Genomic DNA, 14,381 nt, shown 5'->3' on the forward strand with positions numbered 1-14,381 from the left:
CAAGCGCGCGGGCGCCGGGACGTCCGCAGGATACGGGCACAGCAAGGGTTGAAGCGATGAGCGAGCGGTATTTTGACGAGCTGGAGACCCGCGATCCGGCCGAGCGGGAGGCCGATCTCTTCGCAAGGCTGCCCGGGCAGATCGCCCATGCGGTCGCGGCGGCTCCCGGCTGGGCGCGTCATCTCGCCGGCATCGACCCGGCGTCGATAACCTCGCGCGAGGCGCTCGCCGGCCTGCCGGTCATGCGCAAGGCCGTGCTGATGGAGGCCCAGGCTGCCCGACCGCCCTTCGGCGGTTTTGCCGCCCATGACGTGCAGGCGATGAACCGCATCTTCATGTCGCCGGGGCCGATCTGGGAGCCGCAGGGCGAGGGCGACGACCCGTGGAACGCCGCGCGTGCCTTTTTCGCCGCCGGGTTCCGGGCCGGCGATATCCTGCACAACGCGCTGTCCTACCATCTTACGCCGGGCGGCTTCATCCTAGATCATGGCGCCAGGGCGCTGGGCTGCGCCGTGTTTCCCGCCGGCGTCGGCAACACGGAAGTCCAGGTGGAGGCCATCGAAACCCTGCGCCCGACCGGCTACGCCGGCACGCCCGACTACCTCAAGGTACTGCTGGACAAGGCGGAGGAGCTTGGCCGCGACGCATCCTCGATCCGTCGCGCGCTCGTTTCCGGAGGGGCGCTGTTCCCGAGCCTCAGGGCCGAGTATTCCAGCCGTGGCGTCAGTGTCCTGCAGGCCTATGCAACGGCCGACCTCGGTGTCATCGCCTATGAGAGCGCCCCCGACGAGGGCATGGTCGTGAACGAGAACATCATCGTGGAGATCGTGCGACCGGGCACCGATCAGCCGCTTCCGGCGGGCGAGGTGGGCGAACTCGTCGTCACGAGCTTCAACCGAACCTACCCGCTGATCCGCTTCGGCACCGGGGACCTCTCCGCCGTGATGAGTGAGCCGTCGCCTTGCGGGCGCACCAACATGCGCCTGAGGGGCTGGATGGGCCGCGCCGACCAGCGCACCAAGGTGAAGGGCATGTTCGTCGACCCGCGCCAGATCGCCGAGGTTCTCGCACGGCATCCGGAGGTTCGGCGCGCGCGCCTTGTCGTGGAACGCGACAACGAGCAGGACACGATGCGTCTGGCCTATGAAAGCGACGCCGTGGCCGACGGTCTCGACACGGCGCTCGGTCGCACGCTGAAGGAGGTCACCAAGCTCAACGGCGTGGTGGAGCGCGTGGCATCCGGCGCCCTGCCGAACGACGGCAAGGTGATCGCCGACGAACGCTCCTACGACGGCTGAGAAGTGCGAACGCGTCACGTGCCTGTTGATGCGGGTTCGCGCGGGTGTTGCAGGCGGGGGCGTTTTCGTCCTAGGAAGGTCAGGCGCCCTTCGGCGCCGGAACCTGACGGGCGAGCCGCATGACCATCGACGAAAGCGCCGTGAACGAGGCCATGATCCTCCTTGTGGAGGACGATCCCGACGACGTTCGCCTTATCGAGATGGCCCTGCGTTCGTGTTCCGTGCCGATCCGCATGACCACCGTCGCCGATGGTGCCGAGGCGCTTGCGCACCTCGAAGAGGCGGGAGACGACCTGCCCGACCTCGTGCTTCTCGACCTGAACCTTCCGGTGATGAGCGGAACGGAGTTTCTCTCCAGACTGCGCGAGCATTCGGCGCTCAGTGCCTTGCCCGTTTGCGTGTTCACGACAGCCGACGACCCGGTCACGATCCGTCGCGCCTATGCGGCGGGCGCCAATGCCGTCGTCACCAAGGCCGACAGCCTTGCCGGCATGAGCCAGGTGCTCAACACGATCGTGGAGTTCTGGTTCAAGGTCGCGGAGCGCTACCGGCTGGACTGATCGGCGCGGCCACCGGCCATTTCCTCACACATAGAAGATGTCGCTCTCGTCGGGGGCGTTTGTCGTCGCGGGCATGTCCGGGACCGGCGGCGTTTCCGGCGCGGGTACCGGGGCCGGCTTCTTGCGCGGAGCGAAGGCGACCGCCGCCGCCGTTTCGGCCGGTTCCGGCGACTGGCGGGTCGAGGGCAGGCGTTTGTCGGCCCCGATGGCTTCCAGATGGGATTTGAGAACACGCAGGGAAAAGGGCTTGGTCAGCACCGAATGGGCGCCGAGTTCGGCCGCCTTCTGCAGGGTGGGGAGATCGATGCCCGCACTGACGACGATCACCGGCGTCATGGCGACGATCGGGCTTTCGCTGGCGCGCATCCGGCCGAGCAGACCGATGCCGTCCATACGGGGAGGGCGCCAGTCCAGAAGCACGAGATCGAAAGCGTGCCCCTTGAGGAGCTTCTCGGCCGTGTCCGTATCGTGGGCCTCCTCCACATGCACATAGTCGAGGTCGCGGAGCATCCCGCGAACCAGGCGCCGCGTCGGTCCGCTTTCCTCCACCAGCAGGATCTTTTCGTGTCTCACTTTCGCCGTCCGGTCTTCTCGTGCCAGTCCCTTGCAGATGCTGGCGTTTTTCGCTTGGGGCGACTTTGCTGCACCCTGCCCAAAATGCATGTTTGCGGATAAAAGCGCGTTAATAGCCGTAAAATACCTGTCTTTTTTACCTATGCTGATGGCCCGCTATGCACAACATGCGGCAGCCGGTCGCGCCTTCGTTGCGATCCGCCGCGCTTTTCCTGCGTAGGAAGAACACTAGGTGGACGCAAGGCACAAGAGTGTCCTATGCGAACCAGACAATCCTTGCCAGCGAAGAGGCGGACGACACATGACCGGGGACAGCGTGACCCTTGCCGGAAGCGAAACGGAAACGCGGGAGGCGTCCGGGTGCCCGGCCCGTTCGGAACGCGCGCGGGAAATGGCGAAGGCGAAGCTTCCGGCGGATCATCCGAAGGTGAAGACCGGGCGCATCGGCGTTCTTCTCGTCAACCTCGGCACGCCCGACGGCACGGACTTCAGGAACATGCGCAAGTACCTGCGCGAGTTCCTGACCGACAAGCGCGTGATCGAGTGGCCGAAGGCGCTTTGGTATCCGATCCTGTTCGGCATCGTGCTCAACACGCGACCGAAGAAGTCGGGTGCGGCTTATGACGAGATCTGGAACAAGGAGCTCGACGAATCGCCCCTGCGCACGATCACCCGGTCGCAGGCAACGCTGTTGGCCGAGGACCTGGCCGGGCTCGACGAGCGCATTGTCGTCGACTGGGCCATGCGCTACGGCAACCCCTCCATCGCGTCGCGCCTCGAGGCGCTGCGGGAGCAGGGTTGCGAGCGCATTCTCGTCTTTCCGCTCTACCCGCAGTACGCGGCCTCGACCACGGCGACCGTGAACGACGTGGTGTTCAGGGAAATGACCAAGCTGCGCTGGCAGCCGGCCATTCGCACCGTGCCGCCCTACCACGACGACCCGGTCTATATCGACGCGCTGGCCACCTCGATCGAGACCCATCTGGCCGGGCTCGATTTCGACCCCGAGGTGGTCCTCACCTCGTATCACGGCATTCCGCAGTCCTACTTCCGCAAGGGCGATCCCTATCACTGTCATTGCCAGAAGACGACGCGGCTGCTTCGCGACCGGCTCGGCTGGTCGGAAGACCGCCTGCGAGTGACCTTCCAGAGCCGCTTCGGGCCCGAGGAATGGCTGCAGCCCTACACCGACAAGACGGTGGAAGCGCTGGCGAAGGAGGGGGTCAAGCGGGTGGCGGTGCTCAACCCGGGCTTCGTTGCCGACTGTCTGGAGACGCTGGAGGAGATCGCCGGCGAAGCCGGTGAGATCTTCCACGAGAACGGCGGCGACAAGTTCACCCATATCCCCTGCCTCAACGACAGCGCGCCCGGCATGGACGTGCTGTCCGCGATCGTTCGCCGCGAGCTTGCCGGCTGGGTCTGAACGGGCTCCGATAGGGGCTTGCGGATCCCGCCACAGGGCGTACATCTTTCCCCGCCGCGTCATCCGGGCGCGGCGGCCGGACCTTGCCGGCCTGTCGACGCGGCGCGCCCGAGAGTTCCGGGCCGCGTCAGGGCGCGGGCTCGCGCCACAACGGAGGGCGCAGGATGCTCGAGAACCTGGTCGGGTTGGATATTGCCGTCATCGTCTTGTTCGTGCTGGCGGTTCTGGTCGTCATCGCCGGCGTCAAGACGGTGCCCCAGGGCTTCGACTACACGATCGAACGCTTCGGCCGCTATCGGCGCACGCTGCGCCCGGGGCTCAACTTCATCGTGCCCTTCGTCGACCGGGTCGGCCACAAGATCAACATGATGGAGCAGGTCCTCGACGTGCCCTCGCAGGAGGTGATCACGCGGGACAACGCCACCATCACGGCGGACGGCGTGACCTTCTACCAGGTCCTGGACGCGCCGCGCGCCGCCTATGAGGTTCTGGGGCTGGAAAACGCCATCCTCAATCTCACCATGACCAACATCCGCTCGGTCATGGGCTCCATGGATCTGGACGAACTCCTGTCCAATCGCGACGAAATCAACGCCCGGCTGCTCAGGGTCGTGGATGCGGCGGCAAGCCCCTGGGGCGTGAAGATGACCCGCATCGAGATCAAGGATATCAACCCGCCTCGGGATCTGGTCGAGGCCATGGGCCGGCAGATGAAGGCCGAGCGCGAGAAACGCGCGGCGATCCTGGAAGCGGAAGGCAAGCGCCAGTCGGAGATCCTGCAGGCGGAAGGCGAGAAACAGTCGCTTATCCTGGAGGCCGAAGGGCGCCGTGAGGCGGCCTTCCGCGACGCGGAGGCGCGCGAGCGTTCCGCCGAGGCCGAGGCCAGGGCGACGGAGATGGTCAGCAAGGCGATCGCCGAGGGCGACATGCAGGCGATCAACTATTTCGTCGCCAACAAGTACGTGGAGGCGCTCGGATCCTTCGCCAAGTCGCCCAACCAGAAGCTTCTCATTCTGCCGACGGAAACGACCTCCGTGCTCGGGTCCCTGACCGGTATCGCGGAGATCGCCAAGGAAGCCTTCGGAACCGGAGGCGAGCGCACGCGGCGCGGCGCGGTGCCGCCGGCCGGTGGTCGTCCCGTCCCGCGCGACGAGGACTGAGCCATGATCTTGCAGAAGCTGATCGGCGAACTGGGTCCCTGGCTCTGGTGGATCGTCGGCCTGCTGCTCCTCGGGCTGGAGGTGCTGGCGCCCGGCACCTTCTTCCTGTGGTTCGGGCTGTCGGCGCTGGTGGTCGGCACGCTGGCGATCTTCGTCGAGATGGCCTGGCAGGTGGAGATCGTTCTCTTCGGCGTGCTGTCGCTGGCAAGCCTGCTCGTCGGGCGCCGGCTCATGCGCGACACGGGCAAGGGCGAGGGCGATCCGGGGCTGAACCGGCGCGGCGCGCGTCTGGTCGGACAGACGCACCGTTTGCGCGAGCCGATGACCGACGGGGCGGGGCGTCTCGTGATCGACGACAGCGTCTGGCGGGTGCGTGGCGGGGACTACCCGGCCGGAACCCTGGTGCGAATCACCGAGGTCGACGGCGTGACGCTTGTGGTCGAGCCGGTCGAGGCGCCCTGACGAGATTGCCCGGGCGCGCCCGGAGCGTTCCGCTCAGGGGGTGTGGCCGAGCGGCAGCGGCGGATCCTCCCGCATGAGCAGGATGCCGATGCGGCGGTTGGCGGCCAGATAGGGATCGTTGGGGAACAGCGGCTCGGTGTCGGCCTTGCCCACGACGCCGAAGAAGCGTTCCGAGGAAATGCCGTAATCCGACAGGATCTGCCGGGCGGCGTTGGCACGGTCCGCCGACAGCTCCCAGTTGGTGTACCCCGGGTTCGAGGCCATGCCGCCGGACGTGGTGTGGCCGGTGATCTGGATGCGGTTCGGCATCCTGGCGAGGACGGGCGCCATCTTGGCCAGCAGGCGACGGGTGATCTCGTAGGGATACTTGGACCCTTCGGGGAACATCGAGCGTCCGTCCTGATCGACCAGCGTGATGTTCAGGCCCTCGTCGGTCTCCTCCAGGATGATGTTGGAGGACACCTCGGTGATGTCCGGCATCTCCTGCCAGGCCTGACGCAGGGACGCGGCCGCGGTCGCGAACTGGCGCGGTGTCTCCACGTCGGTCTCGCGCACCTCGTGGGTGTTGGCTTCCGCCCCCTGCTTCTGGCGCTGGTCGTGATCGTCGGTGGCGAAGTCCGATTCCTTCTCGTTCTGGACCTGCGAGACTTCCTTCATGTACTCGCGGACGGGGATGCCCTCGATCTCCATGATGCCGTTGCGCCGTGAGGTCTCCTTCACGCCGAAGGCCTCGCGCATGGAGCCGGCGACGACCTGCAGCTTCTGCTTGTCCTGGATCGAGAAGGAGATGATGAGCACGAAGAAGCAGACGAGCAGCGACATCAGGTCAGCGAATGTGACCAGCCATTCCGGGGCGCCGCCGCCGCCTGCCTGCTTTTTCTTGGCCATGGCCTGAGGCTCCCTTTCCCGCCGTCAGGCGGCTTCGGCGAAGTCGGCGCGAACCTTCTCCGGCAGATAGGCGATGAGCATGTCGCGGATGAGCGCGGGGCTCTTGTTCTGGCGGATCTGCAGGACGCCGTCGATGACCAGGGTCTGGTTGACCTCCTCGGTATCGAACTTGGAGTCGAGCTTGTCGACGATGGGCAGGCAGATCACGTTCGAGATCAGCGCGCCGTAGAGGGTCGTCAGCAGGGCGATGGCCATTGACGGGCCGATGGTGGAGGGGTCGTCCATTGTCGCGAGCATCTGCACGAGGCCGACCAGCGTTCCGATCATGCCGAAGGCGGGGGCCGAGTCGCCGAGCGCCTTGAACACCTTCTTGCCTTCGCCGAGCCGGTCGAGGAAGAGGTCGCGCTCGCGCTCCATGGTCTCCTTGATGAAGTCCATCTCGTAGCCGTCGGCGATGTACTGCACGCCCTTGGCGAGCGTCGCGTCGCTCACCTCCACGTTCTCGAGCCCCAGCGGCCCGGACTTGCGAACGGTGTCGGCGAGGCGGGTGATCTCCTCGATCAGGTCGCGCGGGCTGGTCTTCTTGTGGGTGAAGGCGACCTTGCTGCCCACCACGAAGGCGCTGCCTATGCCGGCCAGCGGAAAACGCACCAAGGTTGCGGCAAGACCGCCGCCGATCACGATCAGGACGGAGGGAACGTCGATGAACTGCGTGAGATTGCCGCCGAGCATGATCGCGATGACCACAATCACGAAGGCGGCAATGATGCCGATGATCGATCCAAGATCCATGGGACTACCACTCTATGGCCGCTACGCGCCGAACTTGTCTGGTGGCAGCGATCATAGGCGGCTGTGGCTAACCAAACCCTAATCACCCCACGGAAGGCGGTGAACGGGAGAGGAGCCTCGTCGCGGATCAGGCGACGCCGTGGCGCAGCAGGTCGTGCAGGTGGATGATGCCAAGCGGCTTGCGGCCGTCGACCACGAAGACCGAGGTGATGGAGGCGGAGTTGATGAACTCCATCGCCGAGGCGACCAGCATGTCGGGCGGGATGGTCTTGGGCGCGCGCGTCATCACGTCGGCCGCGGTCTTGTCGAGGAAGTCCGGCGACAGATGCCGGCGCAGGTCACCGTCGGTGATGACGCCGACGAGCTCGCCGGCCTCGTCGACGATGCCCAGGACGCCGAAGCCCTTCTGCGAGATGAGGACGATCGCGTCGCTCATGGCCATGCCGGTGTGGGCAAGCGGAAGCCGCTCGTCGCGGTGCATGATGTCGCGGGCGTGCAGCAGGCTGGCGCCGAGCCGGCCGCCAGGGTGATAGACCTTGAAATCCTGGGCGGTGAAACCGCGACTCTCGAGCAGGGCGATGGCGATGGCATCGCCCATGGCCATCTGCAGCACCGTGGAGGTGGTCGGCGCGAGCCCGTGCGGGCAGGCCTCCTCCACGCGCGGCAGCGCGAGAACGATGTCGGCCGCCTTGCCGAGCGCGCTTTCGCTGCGTGACGTGATGGCGACAAGCGGCACCTTGAAGCGGCGGGTATAGGCGAGGGTGGCGGCAAGCTCCTGGGTCTCGCCGGACCACGACAGCGCGATCACCACGTCCTCGTCCGTGATCATGCCGAGATCGCCATGGCTCGCTTCCGTCGCATGGACGAAGAAGGACGGCGTGCCGGTCGAGGCCAGCGTCGCGGCGATCTTGGCGCCGACGTGGCCGCTCTTGCCGATGCCGGTGATGATCACGCGCCCGCGTGCCTGCGAGATCGTCTCGATGGTGCGTCCGAACGGTTCGGAGAGGCCGTTGGCAAGGGCGTCGCGAAGCGCCTGCATGCCCGCGATTTCCGTCTCGATCGTGCGCAGGGCCGAGGCCTGGGCAAGTGCCACGCCGCCGGCCGGGGAGGCGGGGCGGGCGGAAGTCTGCTGGGAGGAAGTCTGGGGGGAAGTGTCCACGGTGACGCTCGTCGCTTCTGACCGGATCATGCCCCCTCATACGCGCCTTGCGGGGGGACGGCAAGCATCGTGCTCCCCGGTTTGCGGCCACACGATGGCCCGGTGTGCGATGTCGGGCTCAACGCTCCGTTAACCTTAACGGATTATTGTCGCAGGAAGAAATGTGCGGGCCGCCCCCCGTACCCAGACGACGCTCGTGCAACGGTTCCCAGATGTCGCGTTCCGGCTCCCTGATGCTGCTTATCCTGGCCGGCCTTGCCGTGGCCGCGCCCGCGCGTGCGCAGCAGGCGACCGCCGGAGGTGGATTTGGCGACGGCCCGGCGGGCCCGCGTTCCGACACCTTCATGCGCGGTGATCCTTTCGGCCAGTCCGACCCGGGCCTTGTCGAGGGGACGCAGGACGAGGGGGGGACGGACGCCGATGCCGGTTCCTTCGGCGACAGTGATGCAAGCGATGCCGGGGCCGCCGACCCGCTTGCGGGTACGGCGCCGCGCGGTACCATCGACGGGCTCGCGGCGGGCGCGGGCGAGGAGGCCATTCCGCTTGCCGACACGCGGCGCGCCCAGCCGATCCAGCCCTTTTCCGAGCGCCTGAGGGCGGTCTCGCGCCGCGCGCCGCTCGGCGGGGGCGGCAACCCGGATGCCCTTGTCTTCGACGGCGACACGACGCGCGATGCCCCGCGCGGCATTCGGCTCGGCTCGTTTCTGCTCTATCCCGAGCTCTATACGGGCCTTGGCTGGTCCAGCAACCGGGCGGGCGATGCCTCCGGGTCGTCGGGAAGCGAGTATCGCATCGCCCCGAGCCTGCGGCTCCAGTCCGACTGGTCGCGCCACAGCCTCGGTGTCAACCTGCGCGGCAGCTATACCGGCTATCCCGCGAGTTCCCTGACGGGCGATCCCAATGTCACCGCGGACGCCCTGCTGCGGCTGGAGATGAGCGAGCGCACCGAACTCGACGTGGAAGGCAGCTACGGGCTGTCCATGGAGGACCGTGGCACGGCGGAATCGAGCGGTGGCGACCAGAACATCCACCAGGTGGGCGCCGGGCTCGCCCTGCGCCGGCAGATCGGCCTGTTCGGGGCCGAGCTGCGCGGGCGCGTCGACAGCACCCATTACAGCGGCATAGACGGGGCCTCTTCCCAGACCAACCGCGACAATGCGCTGTTCACCGGAACCTTGCGGGTGGAAACCAACACCGGCGCCACGCTTCAGCCGTATGCGGAGGCGAGCCTTCTCAAGCGGCGTTACTTCGACCGCTGCGACAATGCGGTGACCTGCGTCGATCGCGACTCGACCGGCTATGCGTTGCGGGCCGGCGTCGGGTTCGATACGGGGGCCAAGCTTTCCGGCGACCTGGCGCTTGGCTGGCGCAGCGAGACGCTGAAGGACAAGAGCCTCGCGCGACTCGAGGGTCTTACGGTCGACGGGTCGCTGGTGTGGTCGCCGGCACGGCTGACGACGGTGACCGGGCTGGTCAACACGACCCTTTCGCCCTCGGATATTGCCGGGACGCCGGGGTCGGTCACATATTCGGGAGACCTGCGCATCGCCCAGGGCTTCTCGGACGCGCTGACGGGCGAGGTGGGCGCCGGCTATTCGCGCACCGACTACGCGGGTATCTCGCTCACCGAGCAGGAGGCGCGCGCCACCTCGGCCCTGACCTACGCGCTGACCTCCAGCATCGCGCTGCAGGGACGCTACACGTTCCGACGGTTCTCCTCGACGACGCCGGGAGCCGGCTACAGCGCGAGCGAGATCGAGGCGGGCCTGAGGTTCCGCCGCTAACACGAGGCGGCCCGCTCGAGGGCCGCGAGATCACGGGGCGCCGGGGGGCGCTTGCCGGGACGGACCCCAAACGGGAGCGGTTCGTCCAGGAGGGGATAACCAGGAGTATCCATGCGCAATCTGCCGCGTCCGTCCATGACACGCGACATCACGACACGCGCGGCGCGGGCGCCGCGAACCCTGCGTATGCTGGCCCGGGCCGGGCTTGCGCTTGTCGTGGCCTTCACGCTTGGCGCGGCCCAGCCCGCGCACGCCGATGCCGCCTTCGACCGCTGGGTGGAGAATTTCTGGCCGCAGGCGCGGGCCGCCGGCGTCAGCCGCGACACCTATCGTCGCGCATTCGCCAACGTCACGCCGGACCCCGACACCCTGCGCCTCATGGACAAGCAGTCGGAGTTCGTGAAGCCGATCTTCGAGTATCTCGACACCGCCGTTTCCGACAATCGCGTGGAGACCGGCCGGGAGATGCTGCAGACCTATGCCCGCGAACTGGCCGCGATCGAGCGCCACTTCGGCGTGCAGAAGGAGGTGGTCGTCGCCATCTGGGGCATGGAAACCAACTACGGCAAGTTCATGGGCAAGCACTATGTGGTGCGTGCCCTGGCGACGCTGGCCTATGCCGCGCCCCGGCGGAAGGAGTTCTGGCGCTCCGAACTGATCACGGCGTTGAAGATCATCGATGCCGGTCATGTCAGCCCGGAGAACATGGAAGGTTCCTGGGCGGGCGCCATGGGCCACACCCAGTTCATGCCCTCGAGCTGGCGGCGGTACTCGGCCGACTATGACGGCGACGGCCGTCGCGACATCTGGACCAACATTCCCGACGCACTGTCCTCCTCCGCCAACTACCTCAAGGAGCACGGCTGGCAGACCGGCAAGACCTGGGGCTACGAGGTGGTTCTGCCGCGCGGCTTCGACTATTCGCTCGCGGAAACGGAAAAGACCCTGGGCGAATGGGCGCGGATCGGCGTCAGCCGGCCCAACGGTCGCGGCTTCCCGCGTCCGTCGGACGATGCGGAACTGATCCTTCCCGCAGGCGCATCGGGTCCGGCCTTTCTGATGCTGCGCAATTTCTTCGTCATCAAACGCTACAACAACGCCACCGCCTATGCGCTCGCTGTCGGTCACCTCGCCGACCGGGTGCGTGGCGGCGGGCCGTTCGTGCACGAGTGGGACCGCAGCGCGTTGCCGCTCAACCGCAGCGAGGTGAAGGAACTCCAGAACCTGCTCAACCGGCGCGGCTACTCGGTCGGGTCCGCGGACGGCATGGCCGGTCCGGCGACACGGCGCGGCATTCGTGCCTTCCAGCGGGCCATCGGCGTCATTCCCGACGGCTTCGCCTCGCAGCGGCTTCTGGCGCGCGTGCGCGCCGGGCGCTGAGCGCCCCACGGACACGTGACCGGACCGCGCGGCCGGCTTGGACCGGGCCGCGCGTTTCGGGTATGGTCGCGGCTGACGGAAAAGGGCCATGATGGAACGGCGATGAACGGCGTATCCGGGATCACCACAGCGACGACGCAAGGCGCAGGGGCTGCACGGATGGCGGGGGCGCATGTCCTGCGCCGGACGCTTGCCGCCATCCTGCTGGTGGCGCTCGCCATCTGCGGGCTGACGTTCGCAGCGCCGGTCCTTTCGACACCGGCGCAGGCGCAGAACGGGCGCCCGATCGTGCAGCCGGGCGACTCGGGCACCAGCAGCTTTCATCCGCTCTCGCCGCTTCTGCGCCTCTTCGGCGTGGAGAAGCGCGGTCGAACGCGGTTGAAGGAGCGCAAGAGCGAGCGTCAGTCCCGGCAGCCGCGCGAGCCGGTGAAACCGGTGATCGTGGAGGTGCCCAAGGAAGCGGACGCCCGGGTCGTTCTTGTCGTCGGCGATGCGCTGGCGGGGGAACTGGCGGAAGGGCTCGAGGCCACCTACGCGGAGGTTCCCTCCGTGCGCGTCGACAAGCTCGTCATTGACGATGCGAGCCTCACGGAGCCCGGCCTGACGCCGCTTGACGACCGGCTGCGCGCGGTGCTGCAGGGCCGCAAGGTGGCCGTCGTGGTGACGCTGATCGGATCGCGCGACGTGCGGGCGATCGCGCAGGGCACCAACGAGGCGGCGTTTCGCAGCGAGACATGGGATGCGCTTTATGCGCGCCGTATCGACCAGCTCCTGGCGTCCGCGCGGATCCTGCGCACGCCGCTCGTCTGGGTCGGGCTGCCGCCCCCTTCCGGGCAGTCCAAGCGCGCCGACTTCGGCCATGTGAACACGCTCGCCAAGGCCCGGGTCGAGGCCAACAATGCCATCTATGTGGATGTGTGGGACGTGTTCCTCGACGAGAACGGCGGATACACGTCCTACGGACCCGACGTCGAGGGCAAGCGCCGCCGCCTGCGCGACGGCGATGGTGTCGGGTTCACCTGGCACGGCAAGCGCAAGCTCGCCTTCTTTGCCGAGCGCGCCGTGGCGCGCATCCTGGGCTCGTCCGGCGCGAATGCGTTCGAGGGCGTGGAGGACGATCCCAATTTCATCGTCCTCACAGGGCGTCTGGGCTCGCCCGAGACCGAACTTGCGGGTGGAGAAGACGCGCGCAGCGAGCCGGTGGCAGAGACGCCCCAGTACCAGCTTATCGTTCAGGGAGAGCCTCTCCCGTTCGCGCAGGGGCGCGTCGATGATTTCCGGGATGCCGAGGCGGCGCCCTGAGGCAACCAGGGCGGGTGGTCGATCCGGCCGCGTCGCGGGTTTTCTCTTTTTTCATGTTTGTCGGCCAGTTTGCGGGAACGAGTGTTTTCCAAGGTCGAGCTCATGACGTCCCGCCGGTCCTTTCTTACCCTTACGGTTTTCGGTCGCTTCCTGGTGCTTGTCGCGTCCGCGGCTCTCATCATGCTGGCCGGCACCGGATATGCGTTCTACGTCTTCCGGCACTCGCTGGTGCAGACCTTGGGCGATCCGGTTCAGGCGCAAGCGTTCCTGAACGGCGGTGTCAGCGAGAAGCTCGACGGGCTGATTTTGGGCTCCATGCTCGAGATCGTGCTGGTCTGCATGCCGGTCGGCGTTGCCTTTCTGGCGCTGGCGATCTGGCTTGCCGTCGGCATCCAGCGCCCGCTCAAGGCGCTGCAGGGCGGGCTTGAGGCCCTGTCCAAAGGAGATTTCGACATCGCGGTCGCCGGCGGCGAGCGGGGCGACGAGATCGGCGCCATCGCGCGCTCCGTCTCCGAGTTTCGCGGCAAGCTGGCCGAAAAGGCCGAGCAGGACGCGCGTCGCGCGCTTCAGGAGCAGGAGCGCCTGGCGATCGAACGGGGCGAGACGCTGCGAAAGGTCGCAAGCGAGTTCGAGGAAACCGTCGTGGGCGTGGTCGACCGGCTCGGCCTTGCCGCGCGTTCGGTCGGCACGATATCCCAGCGCCTCGACGGTGCGGTCGACGGAGCCGCGAGTGCTGTCGAGGCGGCCTCGGATTCCTCCCAGCAAGCCTCGAGTTCCGTCGCGACGGCTGCCGAGGCTGCCGAGGCGATGACCCAGGCGATCCGCTCCATCGGCAAGGAAATGGCGGAAGCCGCCGACATGGCCCGCGCGGCCGTGGACGAGGCCCGCTCGACGGACACCATCGTCGGCCGGCTTGCCGACAGTGGCCGCGCGATCGGCGAGATCATCGACCTCATCAAGCAGATCGCCGACCAGACCAATCTTCTCGCGCTCAACGCGACCATCGAGGCGGCACGGGCCGGCGAGATGGGGCGCGGCTTTGCCGTGGTCGCCAACGAGGTAAAGACGCTCGCCGGGCAGACGTCGCGCGCGACCGAGGATATCTCCCAGCAGGTGGAGGCGGTTCAGCAGGTCTCGGAGCAGGCGGTGACCGCAATCCGCTCCATCGCCGGCACGGTCGAGCGCATCCATGCCATTTCGTCCACGATCCTCGACGCCGTGCAGGCACAGATGGCGGCGACGGGTGAAATCAGCCAGAGCGTCGACTTCGCCACCCAGAACACCCAGTCGGTCGCGGAGAGCATGGACGCATTGAACCGGTCGAGTGAATCGACCCGCAATGCCACCGACGAGATCCGCCATGCGACCTCGGAGCTCGCCGAACTGTCCTCCCAGTTGCATCAGCAGGTGGGCGGGTTCCTTGGCAGCATTCGCGAGGGCGAGGACGACGAAGCGGAGAAGGCGGCCCGTTCGGCCGCCTGATGAGGCGTGCGCACCGTGACACGGCTGGTGTCCAGCCGGGACGGCGGATCTTGTGCTTGCAACGAAAAACGGCGCCTTTCGGCGCCGTTTCGCGTTCTTGACCAGGGTATGTGGAGCA

Annotated in this window: 13 protein-coding genes; 9 read left to right on the top strand and 4 right to left on the bottom strand. The window is 67.2% G+C overall.

Annotated elements, in window-relative coordinates:
* Window positions 1–56: 56 nt before the first annotated feature.
* Window positions 57–1,298 carry a phenylacetate--CoA ligase family protein gene (locus ACYX4S_RS00445; protein ID WP_476361476.1) on the top strand — a complete coding sequence of 414 codons (1,242 nt, stop codon included), beginning with the start codon at window positions 57–59 and terminating at the stop codon, window positions 1,296–1,298.
* A 119-nt stretch (window positions 1,299–1,417) separates the two neighbouring features.
* Entirely contained in the window at window positions 1,418–1,858 is a 441-nt protein-coding gene (locus tag ACYX4S_RS00450; RefSeq protein WP_422069951.1) for a response regulator, read from the top strand.
* A gap of 24 nt (window positions 1,859–1,882) precedes the next feature.
* On the opposite strand, the gene ACYX4S_RS00455 is transcribed toward ACYX4S_RS00450, so the two are convergent.
* The gene (locus ACYX4S_RS00455) at window positions 1,883–2,431 is read right to left on the bottom strand and encodes a response regulator transcription factor (RefSeq protein WP_476361477.1); all 549 of its coding nucleotides are present in this window, start codon (window positions 2,429–2,431) and stop codon (window positions 1,883–1,885) included.
* A 391-nt stretch (window positions 2,432–2,822) separates the two neighbouring features.
* Between ACYX4S_RS00455 and hemH the strand changes: the two genes are divergently transcribed.
* The 3 genes from hemH to ACYX4S_RS00470 all read left to right on the top strand — a co-directional run bounded on the left by hemH (window position 2,823) and on the right by ACYX4S_RS00470 (window position 5,476).
* A complete protein-coding gene (gene hemH / locus ACYX4S_RS00460; RefSeq protein ID WP_293722991.1) occupies window positions 2,823–3,854 on the top strand; it encodes a ferrochelatase in 1,032 nt (343 codons plus the stop codon).
* 164 nt (window positions 3,855–4,018) lie between these two features.
* Window positions 4,019–5,014 (top strand): SPFH domain-containing protein, encoded by a 996-nt coding sequence (locus ACYX4S_RS00465; RefSeq protein WP_476361478.1) that lies wholly within the window; start codon window positions 4,019–4,021, stop codon window positions 5,012–5,014.
* A gap of 3 nt (window positions 5,015–5,017) precedes the next feature.
* Window positions 5,018–5,476, top strand: a complete 459-nt coding sequence (locus ACYX4S_RS00470; protein WP_476361479.1) for an NfeD family protein — start codon at window positions 5,018–5,020, stop codon at window positions 5,474–5,476.
* 33 nt (window positions 5,477–5,509) lie between these two features.
* Here the strand turns inward: ACYX4S_RS00470 and ACYX4S_RS00475 are convergent, their stop codons facing one another.
* The 3 genes from ACYX4S_RS00475 to ACYX4S_RS00485 all read right to left on the bottom strand — a co-directional run bounded on the left by ACYX4S_RS00475 (window position 5,510) and on the right by ACYX4S_RS00485 (window position 8,345).
* Window positions 5,510–6,364 carry an OmpA/MotB family protein gene (locus tag ACYX4S_RS00475; protein ID WP_476361480.1) on the bottom strand — a complete coding sequence of 285 codons (855 nt, stop codon included), beginning with the start codon at window positions 6,362–6,364 and terminating at the stop codon, window positions 5,510–5,512.
* Between the two features lie 24 nt (window positions 6,365–6,388).
* Window positions 6,389–7,156, bottom strand: a complete 768-nt coding sequence (locus ACYX4S_RS00480) for a motility protein A (RefSeq protein ID WP_293722756.1) — start codon at window positions 7,154–7,156, stop codon at window positions 6,389–6,391.
* Between the two features lie 127 nt (window positions 7,157–7,283).
* Window positions 7,284–8,345 carry a KpsF/GutQ family sugar-phosphate isomerase gene (locus ACYX4S_RS00485; RefSeq protein WP_476361481.1) on the bottom strand — a complete coding sequence of 354 codons (1,062 nt, stop codon included), beginning with the start codon at window positions 8,343–8,345 and terminating at the stop codon, window positions 7,284–7,286.
* A 182-nt stretch (window positions 8,346–8,527) separates the two neighbouring features.
* On the opposite strand from ACYX4S_RS00485, the gene ACYX4S_RS00490 reads away from it, so the two are divergent.
* The 4 genes from ACYX4S_RS00490 (at window position 8,528) to ACYX4S_RS00505 (ending at window position 14,263) form a co-directional block, all read left to right on the top strand.
* On the top strand, window positions 8,528–10,099 hold the full coding sequence (locus tag ACYX4S_RS00490; RefSeq protein ID WP_476361482.1) for an outer membrane beta-barrel protein: 1,572 nt from the start codon (window positions 8,528–8,530) through the stop codon (window positions 10,097–10,099).
* A 111-nt stretch (window positions 10,100–10,210) separates the two neighbouring features.
* Entirely contained in the window at window positions 10,211–11,479 is a 1,269-nt protein-coding gene (locus ACYX4S_RS00495) for a lytic murein transglycosylase (RefSeq protein WP_476361483.1), read from the top strand.
* Window positions 11,480–11,638: 159 nt separating this feature from the next.
* On the top strand, window positions 11,639–12,781 hold the full coding sequence (locus tag ACYX4S_RS00500) for an SGNH/GDSL hydrolase family protein (RefSeq protein ID WP_476361484.1): 1,143 nt from the start codon (window positions 11,639–11,641) through the stop codon (window positions 12,779–12,781).
* Window positions 12,782–12,883: 102 nt separating this feature from the next.
* Window positions 12,884–14,263: a methyl-accepting chemotaxis protein gene (locus ACYX4S_RS00505; protein WP_476361485.1), complete on the top strand. Its 1,380-nt coding sequence runs from the start codon at window positions 12,884–12,886 to the stop codon at window positions 14,261–14,263.
* The last annotated feature ends 118 nt before the right edge of the window (window positions 14,264–14,381 follow it).

The organism is Stappia sp. ABD4_338, assembly GCF_056312175.1.